This is a genomic window from Isoptericola sp. NPDC058082 (assembly GCF_042885055.1).
Taxonomy (GTDB): domain Bacteria; phylum Actinomycetota; class Actinomycetes; order Actinomycetales; family Cellulomonadaceae; genus Isoptericola.
The window spans coordinates 61,323-78,915 of the sequence record NZ_JBHVSQ010000014.1 but is presented as its reverse complement, the minus strand read 5'-3'; the positions used below and the strand labels follow the sequence as shown (position 1 = coordinate 78,915).

15 protein-coding genes and 1 riboswitch are annotated in these 17,593 nt (G+C 74.5%); of the genes, 8 read left to right on the top strand and 7 right to left on the bottom strand.

The genetic code is table 11. The features are described from left to right. Positions 1 to 150 precede the first annotated feature (150 nt). Entirely contained in the window at positions 151 to 876 is a 726-nt protein-coding gene (locus tag ACFVS0_RS17185; RefSeq protein ID WP_430588623.1) for a hypothetical protein, read from the bottom strand. Between the two features lie 133 nt (positions 877 to 1,009). Between ACFVS0_RS17185 and ACFVS0_RS17180 the strand changes: the two genes are divergently transcribed. Together ACFVS0_RS17180 and ACFVS0_RS17175 are read left to right on the top strand one after the other, a co-directional pair. Further along, a complete protein-coding gene (locus ACFVS0_RS17180) occupies positions 1,010 to 2,182 on the top strand; it encodes a glycosyltransferase family 4 protein (RefSeq protein ID WP_430565200.1) in 1,173 nt (390 codons plus the stop codon). Between the two features lie 125 nt (positions 2,183 to 2,307). Then, complete coding sequence (locus ACFVS0_RS17175) at positions 2,308 to 2,868, top strand: hypothetical protein (RefSeq protein ID WP_430550417.1); 561 nt, start codon at positions 2,308 to 2,310, stop codon at positions 2,866 to 2,868. Positions 2,869 to 2,988: 120 nt separating this feature from the next. On the opposite strand, the gene guaA is transcribed toward ACFVS0_RS17175, so the two are convergent. Both guaA and thiE read right to left on the bottom strand, forming a co-directional pair. Continuing rightward, entirely contained in the window at positions 2,989 to 4,596 is a 1,608-nt protein-coding gene (gene guaA, locus ACFVS0_RS17170) for a glutamine-hydrolyzing GMP synthase (RefSeq protein WP_430588622.1), read from the bottom strand. Between the two features lie 105 nt (positions 4,597 to 4,701). Next, the gene (gene thiE, locus ACFVS0_RS17165) at positions 4,702 to 5,340 is read right to left on the bottom strand and encodes a thiamine phosphate synthase (RefSeq protein ID WP_430588621.1); all 639 of its coding nucleotides are present in this window, start codon (positions 5,338 to 5,340) and stop codon (positions 4,702 to 4,704) included. Between the two features lie 31 nt (positions 5,341 to 5,371). Then, positions 5,372 to 5,474, top strand: a riboswitch (TPP riboswitch). On the opposite strand from thiE, the gene thiO reads away from it, so the two are divergent. The 3 genes from thiO to ACFVS0_RS17150 all read left to right on the top strand — a co-directional run bounded on the left by thiO (position 5,464) and on the right by ACFVS0_RS17150 (position 7,801). Continuing rightward, positions 5,464 to 6,696, top strand: coding sequence for a glycine oxidase ThiO (thiO, locus tag ACFVS0_RS17160; RefSeq protein ID WP_430588620.1), 1,233 nt, complete (start codon positions 5,464 to 5,466; stop codon positions 6,694 to 6,696). It overlaps the preceding riboswitch by 11 nt. Further along, the gene (thiS, locus tag ACFVS0_RS17155) at positions 6,693 to 6,938 is read left to right on the top strand and encodes a sulfur carrier protein ThiS (RefSeq protein WP_430550421.1); all 246 of its coding nucleotides are present in this window, start codon (positions 6,693 to 6,695) and stop codon (positions 6,936 to 6,938) included. Before thiO ends, thiS begins: the two co-directional genes overlap by 4 nt. A gap of 20 nt (positions 6,939 to 6,958) precedes the next feature. Continuing rightward, complete coding sequence (locus ACFVS0_RS17150) at positions 6,959 to 7,801, top strand: thiazole synthase (protein WP_430586471.1); 843 nt, start codon at positions 6,959 to 6,961, stop codon at positions 7,799 to 7,801. Positions 7,802 to 7,949: 148 nt separating this feature from the next. Here the strand turns inward: ACFVS0_RS17150 and ACFVS0_RS17145 are convergent, their stop codons facing one another. Both ACFVS0_RS17145 and ACFVS0_RS17140 read right to left on the bottom strand, forming a co-directional pair. Further along, complete coding sequence (locus ACFVS0_RS17145) at positions 7,950 to 9,191, bottom strand: ThiF family adenylyltransferase (protein ID WP_430586472.1); 1,242 nt, start codon at positions 9,189 to 9,191, stop codon at positions 7,950 to 7,952. After that, positions 9,188 to 9,613, bottom strand: a complete 426-nt coding sequence (locus ACFVS0_RS17140; RefSeq protein ID WP_430550424.1) for a DUF3817 domain-containing protein — start codon at positions 9,611 to 9,613, stop codon at positions 9,188 to 9,190. Before ACFVS0_RS17140 ends, ACFVS0_RS17145 begins: the two co-directional genes overlap by 4 nt. A 91-nt stretch (positions 9,614 to 9,704) precedes the next feature. Between ACFVS0_RS17140 and ACFVS0_RS17135 the strand changes: the two genes are divergently transcribed. Next, complete coding sequence (locus ACFVS0_RS17135; protein ID WP_430588633.1) at positions 9,705 to 11,504, top strand: ABC transporter ATP-binding protein; 1,800 nt, start codon at positions 9,705 to 9,707, stop codon at positions 11,502 to 11,504. After that, positions 11,501 to 13,282 (top strand): ABC transporter ATP-binding protein, encoded by a 1,782-nt coding sequence (locus ACFVS0_RS17130; protein WP_430588619.1) that lies wholly within the window; start codon positions 11,501 to 11,503, stop codon positions 13,280 to 13,282. Before ACFVS0_RS17135 ends, ACFVS0_RS17130 begins: the two co-directional genes overlap by 4 nt. Before the next feature lie 53 nt (positions 13,283 to 13,335). Here the strand turns inward: ACFVS0_RS17130 and ACFVS0_RS17125 are convergent, their stop codons facing one another. After that, entirely contained in the window at positions 13,336 to 13,947 is a 612-nt protein-coding gene (locus ACFVS0_RS17125) for a GyrI-like domain-containing protein (protein ID WP_430550427.1), read from the bottom strand. 54 nt (positions 13,948 to 14,001) lie between these two features. Further along, entirely contained in the window at positions 14,002 to 14,901 is a 900-nt protein-coding gene (locus tag ACFVS0_RS17120; protein WP_430550428.1) for an SURF1 family protein, read from the bottom strand. A 170-nt stretch (positions 14,902 to 15,071) separates the two neighbouring features. Here ACFVS0_RS17120 and ACFVS0_RS17115 point away from each other — a divergent pair, with 170 nt between their 5' ends. Further along, positions 15,072 to 17,576: a phosphoketolase gene (locus ACFVS0_RS17115; protein ID WP_430550429.1), complete on the top strand. Its 2,505-nt coding sequence runs from the start codon at positions 15,072 to 15,074 to the stop codon at positions 17,574 to 17,576. Positions 17,577 to 17,593: the final 17 nt, after the last annotated feature.

Here is a 17,593-nt window from a genome sequence, read left to right as displayed (position 1 = left end):
CGCGGTACGAAGTGGGAGTGTGGGCTTTGTTGTCAGCGCTATCCGCCGGGGTCGCTCCGCGCAACTCTTCGGCTGAACCGCGCGACGGCGCGCTGGCGGCCGTATTTCTCACCCCCGCGTCGTCGTGCTGGTCGTCGTGCTGGTCGGACCTCAGGCCGACGGCGACCCGCTGCCCCCGGCAGGGGGTGCCGCCGGCGGGTTCTCGGGCCGCGTCGAGGGAGACGCGGGCGGCGAGGTCGACGGAGGTGTCGAGGGAGGTGTCGACGGGCTTGTCGACGTCCCGGTGGAGGGCGCCTCGGGAGCCGTGCGCGTGCTCGGCCGCTCGGGCGGCGGCGCGGGCGTCGTCGGGGCGCTCGGCCGCTCCGGCTCCCCGGGGTCGGCGCGGTGCGCGGCGTGCGACAAGCCGCCCTCGGACGTCAGCGAGGGCGAGTCGATCACCACCTGCGGCCCGCCCGCGAGCTTGCGTAGCGCGCTCCCGAGCAGGATGAACACGATGCCCAGGCCGATGACGAGGGCGCAGACGCCGAACGCCACCACGGACGTGAACAGCGACGCGCGCAGGAACGACGCGTTCATCACGGTGTCCCGCGTCGGGTCGTCCTGGGCGAGCTCGGCATACGTCTGCCCGCCGGACGCCTCGAGCGCGTGCTTGTTGATCACCTCGGCCTGCGCGTAGGCGGTGAAAGGCCCGGAGACCTTCTGACCGGCGAACATGGCCGCGTCGTCCGAGACGGTGATCTGCTCGTCGGCGAGCGTCTGGGACACGACGACCCACACGCCCAGGCCGGCGACGATCATGACGATGCCGGCGATGATGGTGACCAGGCCGATCCCGCGGACGCCCTTGGTCGGATGAACGGTGACCGTGCTCGACATGTCGCACCTCTCCTCAGGTGTGTGCCGTGATGCATGGCTGGAGGTCTCGCTCCTCGCACGGTAGCGCTCCCGACCGTCTCCGGCTCGGTGAACCCGCAGGTGGTCGCGCCGGGGGCGGTGGCAGGATGTCCCGGTGCGCATCGTCCACGTCTCCGACTCCTACCTCCCGCTGCTCGGCGGCATCGAGACCCAGGTGGCCCGGCTCGCGCGCCGGCAGGCGGAGGCCGGGCACGACGTCGAGGTCATCACCACGACGCCGGGCGCGCCCGGCGAGCACGGCATCAGCACCCGGCCCGACGGCGACGGGGTCGTCGTGCACCGCGTCGCGGCCCGCGTGCCGGGCGGCTACCCCGTCCACCCGCGCTCCACGGCGCACGTGCGCGCGCGGCTGAAGGCGCTCGAGGCCGACGGCCGCCGCCCGGACGCCGTGCACCTGCACATGGGCGTCCTGGCCCCCACGGTCGAGCTGGCGCTCCGGCCCGTGACGCGGCTCGGGCTGCCCGCCCTGCTCACGGTGCACAGCGTGTGGGGCGGCTGGGAGCGGGCGTTCGCCGCGCTCGACCGCGTGGCCCGGTGGTCGGCCTGGCCGGTGCAGTGGTCGGCGGTGAGCGGGCTGACGGCGGACCCGCTGCGGCGCGTGGTCGGGCGACGGCTGGGCCCCGGCGCCGCCGCGGAGCGCGTGTCCGTGCTGGGCAACGGCATCGACGTCGACGCCTGGCGGCTGCCCCGCGTCGAGCGGGGCGAGCGTGCCGAGGGCCGCGAGGTGCACGTCGTGTCCGCCACGCGGTTCGCGCCCCGCAAGCGGGTGCTGCCGATGCTCGAGGCGATCGCCGCGGCCGTGGAGAGGGCTCCGGGGCGCCTGGTCGCGACGATCGGCGGCGACGGACCGCAGCTGTCCGAGGCCCGTCGCTGGGTGCGCGAGCACGGCCTGGCCGACACGGTGCGGCTCGTCGGCCGCCTCACCCCGACCGAGCTCAAGCGCCTGTACGTGCGCGCCGACGTCTTCGTGGCCCCGGCCGTGCAGGACGCGTTCGGCATCGCGGCGCTCGAGGCCCAGGCCGCGGGCCTCGCCGTCGTCAGCCGGTCGCAGTCGGGGGTCGCGGAGCGCCTGGTCGACGGCCGGGACGCCCTCCTCGTGGACGACGACGCCGCGATGGCCGACGCCCTCGTCCGCCTCGCCGACGACCCCGCCCTGCTGGACGCGATCATCGCCCACAACCGCTCCGCCGAGCTCGCGACGTCGTGGCCCCGCGTGCTCGCCGACGTCGACCGCGCCTACGCGCGTGCCGCATCGCTCGTCGGCTGACCGGGGCGGCGTCACCGCAGGTCACGGGCGAGTCGTTGCTCGGGCGTATCAAGGGCGCCCGCTGCGCGCTCCCCCCACACCGTGACCGGCGACGAGGGGATCGCCGGCAGACGTGAGGAGCGAAGATGACCATCACGACGCAACGACGCACCGTCCGCGCCCGGCTCGCCGCCGTCGTCGGCGGGCTCGCCGCGATCACCGCACTGGGGGTCGCGGGTCCCACCGCGACGGCCGCACCTGCGGACGACCCGGCGCCGGTCCAGGTGCAGCGCGTGGACAGCGACGCACCGGTCATGGTCGAGGACCTGAAGATCTCGGCCAAGGCCGCCAGCACGACCTACTACTGTGCCGTCCTCGACGGCACCTTCGGCTGCAAGAACGCGAAGCCGGGGACCGGGCTGGTCGTCGCACGGCTGTACCAGAACAAGAACTACGGCGGCTTCCAGGTCGTCGTGTTCAACCCGAAGTACAAGGTCGGCTGCACGTCGGGCACCGGGGACAACGAGGGCGGCGCCAACCTCGGCACCGCGCTGTCCAACCGGATCAGCTCCGTCAAGACCTACAACAGCTGCGACGTGAAGCTCTACAACGGCAACGGCAAGACCGGCGCCAGCACCGGCTGGATCGACAAGTCGGCCCTGCTCAGCGGCTTCAACGACAAGGCCAACTCGTTCAGGATCTCCTGACAGGCCACCTGGCAGCATGGCCGGCGAGAGCCGGGACGTCGTTCGCGAGAGCCGAGCGAGGCACGAGCGAATCATTCGAGCGAACGACGTCCCGGCTCCCGCCGGCCACGCCGTCCACCCTCACTCCCACTCGATGGTGCCCGGCGGCTTGCTCGTCACGTCGAGCACCACGCGGTTGACCTCGCTCACCTCGTTGGTGATGCGGGTGGAGATGACGGACAGCACGTCGTAGGGCAGGCGCGTCCAGTCGGCGGTCATGGCGTCCTCGGAGGACACCGGTCGCAGCACGATCGGGTGGCCGTAGGTGCGGCCGTCGCCCTGCACGCCGACGGAGCGGACGTCGGCCAGCAGCACGACGGGGCACTGCCAGATCTCGCCGTCGAGGCCCGCCCTGGTGAGCTCGGCGCGCGCGATGGCGTCCGCCTTGCGCAGCGTCTCGAGGCGCTCGGCCGTGACCTCGCCGACGATGCGGATGCCGAGGCCCGGGCCGGGGAACGGCTGGCGGGCGACGATCTCCTCCGGCACGCCGAGCTCGCGGCCCACCGCGCGGACCTCGTCCTTGAACAGGGTGCGCAGCGGCTCGACCAGCTCGAACTGCAGGTCGTCGGGCAGGCCGCCCACGTTGTGGTGGCTCTTGATGTTGGCCGCGCCCTCGCCGCCGCCGGACTCCACGACGTCCGGGTACAGCGTCCCCTGCACGAGGAACTTGACCTCCTCGCCGTGGGCGCCCGCCTCGGCGACGATGTCGCGCTGGGCGTCCTCGAAGACGCGGATGAACTCGCGGCCGATGATCTTGCGCTTCGTCTCCGGGTCGCTCACGCCGGCGAGGGCGGTCAGGAACCGCTCCTTCTCGTCGCGGATGATGAGGTTCACGCCCGTGGAGGCGACGAAGTCGCGCTCGATCTGCTCGACCTCGCCCTCGCGCAGCAAGCCGTGGTCCACGTGCACGCAGGTGAGCTGGTCGCCGACGGCGCGCTGCACCAGCGCGGCGGCGACGGCGGAGTCCACGCCGCCGGACAGGGCGCAGATGACGCGGGCGTCGCCGATCTGCGCGCGGATCGCGGCGACCTGGTCGGCGATGACGTTGCCCGGCGTCCAGTCGGGCGCGAGCCCCGCGCCCTCGTACAGGAACTTCTCCAGCACGGCCTGGCCGTGCGCCGAGTGCTTCACCTCGGGGTGCCACTGCACGCCGTACAGGCGACGGCCGGTGTCCTCGAACGCGGCGACCGGCGAGCCGGACGACGTCGCGAGCACCTGGAAGCCCTCGGGCGCGGCGTGCACGGAGTCGCCGTGGCTCATCCAGGTGGTCTGGTGGTCGGGGGAGCCCGCCAGCAGCACGCCCGCCTCGCACACCTCGACCTCGGTGCCGCCGTACTCCCTCTGCCCCGTCTGCGCGACGGTGCCGCCCAGCGCCTGCGCCATCGCCTGGAAGCCGTAGCAGATGCCGAGCACCGGCACGCCGGCCTCGAACAGCGCCGGGTCCACGTACGGGGCGCCCGTGGCGTACACCGACGACGGCCCGCCCGAGAGGATGATCGCCGCCGGGTTCTTGGCGAGCATCTGCTCGGTGGTGAACGTGTGGGGCACGATCTCGGAGTAGACGCGGGCCTCGCGCACGCGGCGCGCGATGAGCTGCGCGTACTGCGCGCCGAAGTCGACGACGAGGACCGGTCGCGGCGTGGGCGCCAGGTCGGCGGTGGTGGGGGTGTCGGTGGCGGGAGACGTCACCGAGCCATCGTAGCCGCCGGACGGTACCGCTCCCGGGCCCGTCCCACGGGTCACGCGGTGGGGTAGGTCACCTCGACACCGCGGCGGCGCGCCGGCCGTCGGCGGTCAGGCCAACCGCTCCCGCAGCTCGCGCGCGGCGCGCCCGGGGTCGGGCGCCTGCGTGATCGCGCGCACGACGACGACGCGCGACGCACCGGCGTCGAGCACGGCGTCCAGCCGCTCGGCGTCGATGCCGCCGATGGCGAACCACGGCGTCGTCGGGCGGGTCGCGGCGACCTCGCGCAGCAGGTCGAGCCCGACGGCCGCACGGCCGGGCTTGGTGGGCGTGGCCCACAGCGGGCCGACGCAGAAGTAGTCGACGTCCGGGTCGGCCTCGGCCTCGGCCGCCTGCGCGGCGGAGTGGGTGGAGCGACCCAGCACCGGGCCCGGGCCGAGCAGCGACCGGACCGCCGGCACGGGCAGGTCGCGCTGCCCCATGTGCACGACGGGAGCGCCGGTCAGCCCGGCGACGTCGGCCCGGTCGTTCACCGCCCAGAGCGCGCCGTGCTCCGCGGCGACGCGGGCCACCACGGCCTGCACCTCGAGCTCGCGCGCGACGTCGAGCGTCTTGTCCCGCAGCTGCACGACGTCCACCCCGCCCGCGAGCGCCGCGTGCAGGAAGTTCTCGAGGTCGCCCCGGTCCTCGCGGGCGTCGGTGCACAGGTACAGGCGGGCGTCGGCGAGCCGGGCGCGGGTCGTGGTCACGCCGGCCAGGGTAACCACGGCCCGGGTTACAGTGGCCGCGCACGGGAGCCCCGCTCGGGGCTGAGAGGGCGTAGGAGCCGACCGTCGAACCTGATCTGGGTCATGCCAGCGAAGGGAGCGCACATGCCCACGTCCACCGGTCCGTCCGCCACCCCCTCCGACGTCGTCGTCGTCGGCGGCGGGATCGTCGGTCTCGCGGTGGCCTGGCGGGCCGCGGACGCCGGCCTCGCCGTCACGGTGCTCGACCCGGCGCCCGGCGACGGCGCCACCCGCGCGGCCGCGGGGATGCTCGCGGCCGTCGGCGAGGCGGACTTCGGCGAGCGGGACCTCGCGCGCCTCAACCTCGCGTCGGCCGCCCGCTGGCCCGCGTTCGCCGCCGACCTCGCCGCCGCGACCGGTCGCGACGTCCCGCTGCTGCGTGCCGGGTCGCTCGCCGTCGCGTACGACGCCGACGACCTCGCCCTCCTGCGTCGCGTGCTGGCGCTGCACCGGGAGTGGGGCCTCGCGTCCGCGGAGGTCTCCGTGGCCGACGCCCGGCGCCGCGAGCCGTACCTCGGGCCGCGGCTCGCCGGGGCGGCCCGCGTCGAGGGCGACCTGGCCGTCGACCCGCGGGGCACGCACGCGGCACTCCTCGAGGCGCTGACCCGCGCGCCGGGCGGCACGGTCGTCCGCCGCGCCGCCGTGCGCCTGGAGCGGGACGCCGCGGGCCGGGTGGTCGCGGCGCACGACGCCGCCGGGGTGCGGCACGCCGCCGGGGCCGTGGTCCTCGCGGCCGGCGCTGTCCCTCCCGCGGGGCTGCTCGACGGCGTGCCGGAGGTGCGCGTGCCGGTGCGGCCCGTCAAGGGCGTGACGCTGCGCCTGGACGCCGGGCCGGGGCTCGCCCTCGAGCACGTGGTGCGCGGCACGGTGCAGGACCGGCCGGTGTACCTCGTGCCGCGGGGCCCGGGCACCGGCGCCGGCCCGGGCAGCGGGCCCGGGCACCGGGAGATCGTCGTCGGCGCCACCAGCGAGGAGCGGCCGGACGACCGCCGCGCCGAGGCGGGCGGCGTGTTCGCGCTGCTGCGCGACGCCCGCGCCCTCGTGCCCGGGATCGACGAGGCCGCGCTGGTCGACGTCACGCCGCGCGCCCGCCCGGCCACCCCCGACAACCTGCCGCTGGTCGGCGCCACCGCCGTGCCCGGACTGCTGGCCGCCGTCGGGCACGGACGCAACGGGGTGCTGCTCGCGCCGCTCACCGCCGACGCGGTGCTCGCCGCGCTGACCGGCACACCGCCGCCCGACGACGCGCTCGACACCCTCACCGCCGCCGACCCGCGACGCTTCGCGCCCGCAACCCCCGAAGGAGCCCTCCCGTGAGCACGCCGTCCACCTCCGCAACCGCCGTCGTGAACGGCGAGACCTACCCGCTCGACGGACCGCACGGCGACGGCGTCGAGGCCGTCGTCGCGACCCTCGTCCCCGCGTTCGTCGCCGACGGCTCGGTGCAGGGCATCGCCGTCGCCGTGAACGACGCCGTCGTCCCCCGCGGCCTGTGGGCCGGCACCCGGATCGCGCCAGGCGACCGGGTCGAGATCGTCACCGCCGTCCAGGGCGGCTGACCACGAAGCACGGAGGAAGCATGACCAGCACGCACGCCGAGACCACGTCCCGCCCGCTCGCGCACCCGCTCGTCGATCCGCTCGTGGTCGCCGGCACGGAGGTCGGCTCGCGCCTCGTCATGGGCACGGGCGGGGCGTCGAACCTCATGACGCTGGAGGACGCGCTGGTCGCGTCGGGCACCGGGCTCACGACCGTGGCGATGCGCCGCGTCGCGGTACGGCCGGGAGGCGCGGGCGCCGAGGACGGCGGGATCTGGGGCCTGCTGGAGCGGCTGGGCATCCGCGCCCTGCCGAACACGGCCGGCTGCTTCTCGGTCGCCGAGGCCGTGCTCACGGCGCAGCTCGCCCGCGAGGCCTGCGGCACCGACTGGGTCAAGCTCGAGGTGATCGCGGACGACGTCACCCTGCTCCCCGACCCGCTCGGCCTCGTCGAGGCCGCCGACCGGCTGGTGCGCGACGGGTTCGTCGTGCTGCCGTACACGAACGACGACCCGATCCTCGCGCGGCGTCTCGAGGACGTCGGGTGCGCGGCCGTCATGCCGCTCGGCGCCCCCATCGGCACGGGCCTGGGCGTGCTCAACCCCCGCAACATCGAGGCGATCGCGTCCGCCGCGCGCGTGCCCGTCATCCTCGACGCCGGGGTGGGCACCGCGTCCGACGCCGCCCTCGCGATGGAGCTCGGCTGCGACGGCGTGCTCCTCGCGACCGCCGTCACGCGCGCCGCCGACCCGGTCCGCATGGCGCACGCCATGCGCCTCGCCGTCGAGTCCGGATGCCTCGCCGCCGGCGCCGGCCGCATCCCGCGCCGTGAGGGCGCGCTGGCCAGCTCCTCCCCGGACGGTCGACTCGACCTCGCCCTCTGACGCGGTGCTCCACGCTGCCGAGGTAGTCCGAAACCTGCCGAGGTAGTCCGATCCGTGCCGAGGTAGTCCGATCCGTGCCGAGGTAGTGGTCCGGTCCACTACCTCGCGGAGTCTCGGACTACCTCGGCACGACCCGTGCTCCCTCGCGTCAGACGGCGAGGAGCAGCGCGGGGGCGCCGCCCTCGACGGAGCGGGCATCGACGCCGGCGGCGCGCGCGACGTCGGCCACGCGGGCGGAGCGGGCGCCCGCGGCGCAGACCAGGAGCACCGGGCGGTCGGTGGGCAGCGCCGCGACCGCGGACGCGGCGGCGTCTCCCCCGCCCAGGAACGCGCCGCTCGGCGACACGGTCGCGCCCGCGACGGGGAGCGCCTGGACCTCCCAGCCCTCGCGGACGTCGACGAGCGCGACGGGCGAGCCGCCCGCGAGGAGCGCGGCGGCGTCGACGGCGCTCATGCTGGCGGGGCCGAGTCCGGAGCCCGCGGCGTCGGCGGACCCGCCCACGGGTGCGGGCAGGCCGCAGAACGCGGCGTACGCGGCGTCGTCGGCGAGCAGCTCCGCGACGGGCTCGCGGGTCGGGTCCGGGCGGACGGCGAGCTGGCGCCACGAGAGCTCGAGGGCGTCGTAGACGGCGATGCGGCCGAGCAGCGTGGTGCCCGCACCGGTGATCAGCTTGACCGCCTCGGTGGCCATGACCGACCCGACCGTGCCGCACAGCGCGCCGAGCACGCCGCCGGTGGCGCAGTCGGGCACGGTGCCGGGCGGCGGGGGCACGGGGAAGACGTCGCGGTAGGTGACGCCGCGCGTCCTGGTCTCCTCACCGGTGCCGTCGGCCAGCACCGGCGCGCCCCAGAAGACGGCGACCTGGCCGTCGAACTGGTGGATGGCGCCCCACACGACGGGCACACCGAGGATCTCGGCCGCGTCGGACACGAGGTAGCGGGTCGGGAAGTTGTCCGCGCCGTCGAGCACGACGTCGTACCCGCCGACGATCTCGAGCACGTTCTCGGGGGTGAGCCGCACGGGGTGGGCCACCACCTCGACGTCGGGCGCGAGGTCGGCGATCCGGTCGCGCGCCGACTCCACCTTGGGCCGGCCGACGTCGGCCGTGCCGTGCACCACCTGGCGCTGCAGGTTGGAGACGTCCACGACGTCGTCGTCCACGACGCCGAGGGTGCCCACCCCGGCGGCCGCGAGGTACTGGAGGGCCGGGCTGCCCAGGCCGCCCGCCCCGACGACGAGCACCCGCGCGGCGGCCAGCCGGCGCTGCCCCTCCGGGCCGACGCCCGGCAGCGGCAGGTGCCGGGCGTACCGGGCGAGGTGCGCGGCGTCCAGCTCCGGGCCGGGCGCGACCAGGGGTGCCAACGACGGAGACGGGGCGAGCGACGTCATGCCGCGTACCGCTCCTCGAGCGCACCGAGCTTCGCGTCGGCGTCGGCGTGCACGCGCTTCTCGAGGATGAACGACATCACCGGCACGACGCCCGCGAACACCATCGTGGCGAGTCGCCCGAAGCCCCAGCGCATCTTCGACCACAGGTCGAGCACCGTGACGAGGTAGACCACGTAGATCCAGCCGTGCGCGAACGGCACCCAGCCCATGTAGTCGACGACGAGCTCGACCGGCACCACGTACTTGAAGAACATCTCGACGCACAGGATCAGCAGCATCACACCGGTGAGGATCGCCATGAACCGGTAGCGCTTGAGGGCTCCGCGAGCCTTGCGGATGGCGGCCTCGGCCTGGGCCTGGCTGGCGCCGCCGGCGGGCGACGACGAGGGCTGCGGGGCGGGGGTCTGCTGCGGCGTGCTCACCCCAGCATCGTAGGCGCGGACCCGGGCCGGTCGGACCCGAGGACGCCGTGGTTAATCCGTGGCCCCGTGTCGGCGGCCGTTCGTAGGCTGGATCACCGTGCGACCCCTCCCCCTGCCCGACGTGGGCAACCCTCCCCTGACGTCCCCCGCCCGGCTCCTGGCCTGGCAGGGGTGGCGCCAGCGCGACGTGCTCGCGAAGTCCCTGGTGGCGGGCGTGGTGGCGATGCTCGCGTCCGCCGCGGCCCCGCTGCTCATCGGTCGTGCCATCGACGAGGGGCTGTCGCAGGGCTTCGACGGCCCGCTGTTCGCCTGGTGCGGGGCGATGCTCGCCGCCGCCGCCGTCATCGTCGTCGCGGGCATCTTCAACCACATCTGGGACGTCGAGAACTGGGTGCGGGCGTCGCTGTCGTTCTCCCAGCTCGTGGGCTACAAGGCCTCGCGCGCCGGGCACGCGATCACGCGCAAGCTGCCCACCGGCGAGGTCGTCTCCGCCGTCGCCAACGACGCCTTGCGCGTGGGCGACATGTTCTCCATGGCCGGCCGGTTCACGGGCGGCGTGATCGCGTACGTGGTCGTCGTGGCGATCATGCTCTCCCAGCACGTCCAGCTCGGCCTGGTGCTGGCGCTCGGCATCCCGGCGGTGGCGGCCGTGCTCGGCCTGCTGGTCAAGCCGCTGCAGTCGCGCCAGACGACGCAGCGCGAGGCCACGGGACGGCTCACGTCGCTCGGTGCGGACACCGTCTCGGGCCTGCGCATCCTGCGCGGCATCGGCGGCGAGGACGAGTTCGCGGCCCGCTACGCGCGCCAGTCGCAGGAGGTGCGGCACCAGGGCGTGCGCGTCGCGGTGCTCCAGTCGGTGCTCGACGGGCTGCAGGTGCTGCTGCCCGGCCTGCTCGCCGCGCTGGTGCTGTGGCTCGGCGCCCGGGCCGCCGTCCGCGGCGAGATCACCAGCGGCCAGCTCGTGACGTTCTACGGCTACGCGGCCTTCCTCGCGTGGCCGGTGCAGATGGCCACGCAGATGCTGCAGATGGTGATCCGCGCCGTCATCTCCTCGCGCAAGATCCTCGACGTGCTGCGCGTCACCGAGGCGACGCCCTCGACCTCGACGCCCACGGACGCGCCGGCCGCCGGCGCCGACCTCGCCGACGAGGCGAGCGGCCTCGTGCTGCGCGAGGGCCGCGTGCTCGGGCTGGTCAGCGCCGACCCGGACGCCTCCGCGCGCATCGCGACGCGGCTCGGGCGGCTCGACGACGAGGCCGAGGCCGGCACGCCGGTCCGGCTCGGCGGCGTGCCGCTGGCCGACCTCGACAAGGAGGTGCTGCGCCGCCGCGTCGTGGTCTCCGAGGCGACGCCGCACCTGTTCTCGGGCGTGCTCGGCGAGGCGCTCGACGCCCGCGGCCGCGCCACCGAGGCCGACCTCCTGGCCGCGATGGTCACCGCGGACGCGCACGACGTGCTCGACAGCGTGCCCGGCGGCCTCGCCGGCGACCTGCCCGAGAAGGGCCGCTCCCTGTCGGGCGGCCAGCGGCAGCGCGTCGCCCTGGCGCGGGCCCTGCTCACCGAGCCGGAGATCCTCGTGCTCGTGGAGCCCACCAGCGCGGTGGACGCCCACACCGAGGCGCGGATCGCGGAGCGGGTCGCCGAGGTGCGCCGCGGCCGCACGACGCTCGTCGTCACCGCCAGCCCGCTCGTGCTCGACCACCTGGACGAGGTCGTGCTGCTCGACGACGACGCCACGGTCGCCGCGTCCGGCACGCACGCCGAGCTGCTCGCCCGCCGCGACGCCCACGGCGCCGCGTACCGCGCCGTCGTCGGCCGCAGCATGGCGGAGGACGACGACGCCGACGCCGACGAGATCACCGACACCGACCTGGAAGGAGCCGCGCGATGAGCGCCCCCGCCGCCGCGACCCCCGGGGCCGGCACCGTGAACCCGAACCTGCTGCCCATCGCCGACCGCGCCGAGGTGAACCGCACGGTGGGCCGCCTGTTCCGGCGCCACCGCGGCCAGCTCGGCGGCGTCGCCGTGCTGCACACCCTCGCCGCGCTGGCCGGCCTGGCGGGCCCGTTCCTGCTGGGCCGGATCATCGACGAGGTCGCCGACGGCACCACGCTCTCCGCGGTCGACACCCTCGCGCTGGTGCTCCTCGGCGCCGTCGTCGCGCAGGCCGTGATCACGCGGTACGCGCAGCGGCTGTCCATGGTCTTCGGCGAGCGCGTCTTCGCGGACCTGCGCGAGGAGTTCATGGACGCCGTGACGCGGCTGCCGCTGTCCACGGTGGAGAAGGCGGGCACCGGCGACCTCGTCGCGCGCACCACCAACGACGTCAACAAGCTGCAGCACGCCGTGCGGTTCGGCGTGCCGCGGGTGCTCGTGTGCGTCGTGACGATCGTGCTCACGCTGGTCGCGTCGTTCCTCGCGAGCCCGCTCGTGGCGGTCGGGCTGCTCACCGGCGTCCCGCTGATCGTCGTGGCCACGCGCTGGTACCTCCGGCGCGCGACGCCGGGCTACCTGCGCGAGTCCGCCGCGTACGCGACGATCAACGGCTCCATCACCGAGGCCGTCGAGGGCGCCCGCACCACCGACGCCCTGCACCTCGGCGCCCGGATCCGCCGGCGCATCGACCGCGACCTGCGCGAGGCGTTCGACGCCGAGTCCTACACCCTGGGCCTGCGGCTGCGGCTCATCCCGGCCCTGGACGCGGCGGTCGCGATCGCGCCGATCGTCGTCATCCTCTGGGGCGGCTGGCTCGTGTCGCAGGACCTCACCACGGTGGGCACCGTCGCGACCATCGCGATGTACGGCCACCAGATGGGCGGCCCGGTGTTCGACCTCGTGTTCTGGCTCGACGAGCTGCAGGTCGCGGCCGTCGCGCTGGCGCGCGTCGTCGGCGTCGGCCTGGTCGGCCCGGACCGCACGGCCGGCACCGCCGTGCCGACGTCGGAGGAGGTGCGGGCCCGGTCCGTGCGGTACGCGTACCGCGAGGGCCACGACGTGCTGCACGGCATCGACCTCGACCTCGCGCCGGGCGAACGGCTGGCCGTCGTCGGGCCGTCCGGCGCGGGCAAGTCCACGCTGGGCCGCATGCTCGCGGGCATCCACCCGCCCACCGGCGGGTCGGTCACCGTGGGCGACGTGCCGCTCGTCGAGCTGCCGCTGGAGGACCTGCGCCACCACGTCGCGCTGGTCACCCAGGAGCACCACGTGTTCGTCGGGTCGCTGGCCGAGAACCTGCGGCTGGCCGACACGTCGGCCACCGACGACGCGCTGTGGGGCGCGCTCGGCGCGGTCGACGCCGCGTCGTGGGCCGCGGACCTGCCGGACGGGCTGGAGACGGCCGTCGGGTCCGGCGGGCACACGCTCACGCCGGCCCAGGCGCAGCAGGTCGCGCTCGCGCGGCTGGTGCTGCTCGACCCGCACACGCTCGTCCTCGACGAGGCGACGTCGCTGCTCGACCCGCGCGCCGCCCGCCACCTGGAGCGGTCGCTCAACGCCGTGCTCACCGGTCGCACGGTGGTCGCCATCGCGCACCGCCTGCACACCGCGCACGACGCCGACCGCGTCGCCGTCGTCGACGGCGGCCGCATCACCGAGATCGGCCCGCACGACGACCTCGTCGCCGCCGGCGGGGACTACGCCAGGCTCTGGCACAGCTGGCAGCACGAGTGAGCGCGGGGTAGTCCGCCTCTCGCCGAGGTGGTGCTACCTCGCGGCGCGAGGGACTACCTCGGCGCGACGGGCTGGCGGATCAGCGTGCGCAGCTTCTCGGGGGCCGTGCGGCGCAGGTCGGACAGATAGATCTCGTGGTGCAGGCCGCCCAGCGCCCGCCCCTCGGCCTCGACGAACGCGTGCAGCCGCTCGATGGTCGCGGGCTCGGTGGCGAACGGGCCGCGGTGCAGCACCTGGGCGGCGTCGCCCTCGTCGTAGCGCTCCAGGCGGACGCGGTCGCCCGCCGGGGGCTGCTTCGCCGCCACGGCACGGGATGTCACCTCGGCCGCGTCCACGTGCTCGACGGCGTCCGGGAGGCTGATCATCAGCGTCCAGCGCCACTCGTCCTTGGCGTCCACGCTGAACCGGCTCATGTCGTCGGCCCACCACAGGCCCTCGAGCGGCATGACGGTGTACGCGTCGCCCGTGGCCTCCTTGACCGCCGCCCGCAGGGCGTACGCGAGCGGGTACAGCGTCTCGACCGCCTCGCGGTAGGCCGGTGCCGTGTTCGGGTCGCCCTCGCCGTCCACCATGAGGAAGGGGCGGGGCGGCAGCGTGACCAGGGCCGGCGTCGTCGTGGCGCGGTAGTGCAGCCGCGGCTCGCGCTTGAGGTCGATGGCCGTCATCCGGTCAGCGTGGCACAGGAGGCCCGCCCGGCTCTTGCGAGACCTGCCGGTCGTCTAGCCGGGCAGCCCCGCGATGCCGGTGCCCACCGGGTCGTCGGAGTCGTCGTGCGTGCTGCCGCGCCTCGTCCCGGCCGCCTCGTCGCGCACGAGCCGGACCCACAGCAGCACGGCGAAGAGCCCGAACACCCACCACTGCAGCGCGTAGAACAGGTTCTGCAGGTTGACGCCGTCGCTGCCCTCGAGCACGGGCCGCGGCAGCGGCGCGGGACCGCCCTCGGCGGCGGTCGCCTGCGCGGGGTCGGACGTCGTGAGCACCATGTAGCCGGAGTAGATCGGCCCGCCCCAGGTGTTCACCAGTGCGCCGGTGGAGATCGAGTCGGTGAGCGGCGGGCCGTCCGGGTCGTCGGGCAGCGGCTCGCCGCCCTCCTGCACGGACTCCGACGCCTGCACCCACCCGGTGACGCGCACGTCGCCGTCCGGGACGTCGAGCGCCGCGGCGTCCGGGGTGGGCGAGTCCACCCAGCCCCGCACGACCGGCAGGACCGGCGGCCCCGACAGGTCCGCCCACGAGGACCCGCCCGTGCCGTCGTCGGTGACGCGCAGCGGGGTGAGCACCAGGTAGCCGGTGCGGCCGTCCAGCGCGCGCCCGGCGACGAGCATCTGTCCCTCGGCCTCGTACTCCCCCGTGACCCACGCCTCGGTGCCGACCAGCTCGCCGGGGAACGACGTCTGCGGCGGGAGCAGGGTGCCCAGCGCCTCCGGGCCGTGCGAGGCCTGCTCGGCCGCCTCCTGCTGGGCGGCGAGCTCGGCGCGCTGGTAGGCGCGGTCGAGCTGCCACACGCCGAGCCGGCCGCACACGGCGGCGGCGAGCAGGAAGAGGAGCAGGATCCCGATCATGCGGGGCTGGAGGGCCACCGCCCAGAACGACCTGCGGGCGGGCTGGGGGCTGGGCACGGCACCACCGTAATCGGCCCGGGGCCCGGCCCGGGAATCCGTGCGCCGGATCATCTGACACCCCGCCAGATCGACGTCACGCGCTCTGACCTCGCCGGTCGTGCTGCATTCGGGCACCGGGTGCGGTGGAATGAAGGCGCCGGTCTTCCCCCGAGCCCCAGGAGCGTGTGATGAGCACCACGACCACCCCGACCGTCAGCCCCACGCCATGGCGCGCGGGCGCCGGTACCGAGCTCACGGCCGAGACGATCGAACGGATCGACCGGTGGTGGCGGGCGGCGAACTACCTGTCGGTCGGTCAGATCTACCTGCTCGACAACCCGCTGCTGCGCGAGCCCCTCACCCGCGACCACGTCAAGCCGCGCCTGCTGGGCCACTGGGGCACGACGCCGGGCCTGAACTTCCTGTACGCCCACCTCAACCGGGCGATCAAGGAGCGCGAGCAGTCCACGGTCTACGTCGCCGGCCCCGGCCACGGTGGCCCCGGCCTCGTCGCGAGCACGTACCTCGACGGCACGTACTCCGAGCTCTACTCGGACATCACCGAGGACACCGACGGCGTGCGCCGCCTGTTCCGCCAGTTCTCGTTCCCTGGCGGCATCCCGAGCCACGTCGCCCCGGAGACGCCCGGTTCCATCCACGAGGGCGGCGAGCTGGGCTACGCCCTCTCGCACGCCTACGGCGCGGTCTTCGACAACCCGGACCTGCTGGTGGCGGCGGTCGTGGGCGACGGCGAGGCCGAGACCGGCCCGCTCGCCACGAGCTGGCACTCGAACAAGCTGCTCAACCCCGCGCAGGACGGCGTCGTGCTGCCGATCCTGCACCTCAACGGGTACAAGATCGCGAACCCCACGATCCTCGACCGCATCGGCCGCGACGAGCTCGAGTCGCTCATGGTCGGGTACGGGCACAAGCCGCACTGGTTCGAGGTGGCCGACGGCACCGACGAGTCGCACGAGTCGATCCACCGCCGCTTCGCCGCGGTGCTGGACGAGGTGCTCGACGAGATCGCCGCGATCAAGGCGCAGGCCGCCGTCGAGGGTGTGGACATGGCGCGCCCGGCGTGGCCGATGATCGTGTTCCGCACGCCGAAGGGCTGGACGGGCCCGGAGTACATCGACGGCAAGAAGACGGTGGGCTCGTGGCGGGCGCACCAGGTGCCGCTCGCGAGCGCCCGGGACACGCCCGAGCACCTCCAGGTGCTGGAGACGTGGCTCAAGTCGTACCGGGCCGAGGAGCTCTTCGACGACGACGGCCGCATCCTCGACGACATCCGCGAGCTGGCCCCGCCCGGCGAGCTGCGCATGAGCGCCAACCCGCACGCGAACGGCGGCGTGCTGCTGCGCGACCTGCGGCTGCCCGACTTCCGCGACTTCGGCGTCGACGTCTCCGCGCCGGGTGCCGGCGCGGTGGAGGCGCCGCGCGTGCTGGGCCAGTTCCTCACCGAGGTGATCCGCCGCAACCCGGACAACTTCCGGATCTTCGGCCCGGACGAGACGGCGTCCAACCGCCTGCAGGCCACGTTCGACGTCACCGGCAAGCAGTGGAACGCCGAGTACTTCTCGCCGGAGGTCGACGAGCACCTGGTCCGCGCCGGCCGGGTGATGGAGCAGCTGAGCGAGCACCAGTGCCAGGGCTGGCTGGAGGGCTACCTGCTCACCGGGCGGCACGGCCTGTTCACCAGCTACGAGGCGTTCATCCACATCGTCGACTCGATGTTCAACCAGCACGCCAAGTGGCTCAAGGTCACCAACCACATCCCGTGGCGGCGGCCGATCGCGAGCCTCAACTACCTGCTCTCCAGCCACGTGTGGCGCCAGGACCACAACGGCTTCAGCCACCAGGACCCGGGCTTCATCGACCACGTCGTGAACAAGAAGGCCGAGATCGTCCGGGTGTACCTGCCGCCGGACGCGAACACCCTGCTGAGCACCTACGACCACTGCCTGCGCTCGCGCCAGTACGTGAACGTCGTCGTCGCGGGCAAGCAGCCGGCGCCGCAGTTCCTCACGATGGAGCAGGCGGTGGCGCACTGCACCCGCGGCCTGGGCATCTGGGAGTGGGCGGGCACCGAGGTCGAGGGCGAGGACCCGGACGTCGTGCTCGGCGCGGCGGGCGACGTGCCCACCCTCGAGGTGCTCGCGGCGGCCGACATCCTGCGCCACCGCGTCCCCGACCTCAAGGTCCGCGTGGTCAACGTCGTCGACCTCATGCGGCTGCAGGACGAGAAGGAGCACCCGCACGGCCTGTCCGACAAGGACTTCGACACGCTGTTCACCGCCGACAAGCCGGTGATCTTCAACTACCACGGCTACCCGTGGCTCATCCACCGCCTCACGTACCGGCGCACCAACCACGCCAACATCCACGTGCGCGGGTACAAGGAGGAGGGCACCACGACGACGCCCTTCGACATGGCGATGCTCAACGACATCGACCGGTACCACCTCGTCGTGGACGTCATCGACCGGGTGCCGGCCCTGCGCTCGCGGTACGCGGGCCTGCGGCAGGAGATGGTCGACGCCCGACTCGCGGCCCGGCAGTACACCCGCGAGCACGGCGAGGACATCCCCGAGGTGCGCGACTGGGTGTGGCCGGACGTCGGCGAGACGGGCACCGAGAACGGCGGACCCCAGTACGACGCCGCGGCGGCGACGGGCGGCGACAACGAATGACAGGGGACGCACGAATG

What these genes read in the sequence shown, in the direction of transcription:
- thiO (WP_430588620.1), top strand. Translation starts at nt 5,464, where the DNA reads ATGCCCACGTCCACCGGTCCGTCCGCCACCCCCTCCGACGTCGTCGTC.
- ACFVS0_RS17130 (WP_430588619.1), top strand. Translation starts at nt 11,501, where the DNA reads ATGAGCGCCCCCGCCGCCGCGACCCCCGGGGCCGGCACCGTGAACCCG.
- ACFVS0_RS17145 (WP_430586472.1), bottom strand. Translation starts at nt 9,191, where the DNA reads ATGACGTCGCTCGCCCCGTCTCCGTCGTTGGCACCCCTGGTCGCGCCC.
- ACFVS0_RS17125 (WP_430550427.1), bottom strand. Translation starts at nt 13,947, where the DNA reads ATGACGGCCATCGACCTCAAGCGCGAGCCGCGGCTGCACTACCGCGCC.
- ACFVS0_RS17175 (WP_430550417.1), top strand. Translation starts at nt 2,308, where the DNA reads ATGACCATCACGACGCAACGACGCACCGTCCGCGCCCGGCTCGCCGCC.
- ACFVS0_RS17150 (WP_430586471.1), top strand. Translation starts at nt 6,959, where the DNA reads ATGACCAGCACGCACGCCGAGACCACGTCCCGCCCGCTCGCGCACCCG.
- ACFVS0_RS17185 (WP_430588623.1), bottom strand. Translation starts at nt 876, where the DNA reads ATGTCGAGCACGGTCACCGTTCATCCGACCAAGGGCGTCCGCGGGATC.
- ACFVS0_RS17115 (WP_430550429.1), top strand. Translation starts at nt 15,072, where the DNA reads ATGAGCACCACGACCACCCCGACCGTCAGCCCCACGCCATGGCGCGCG.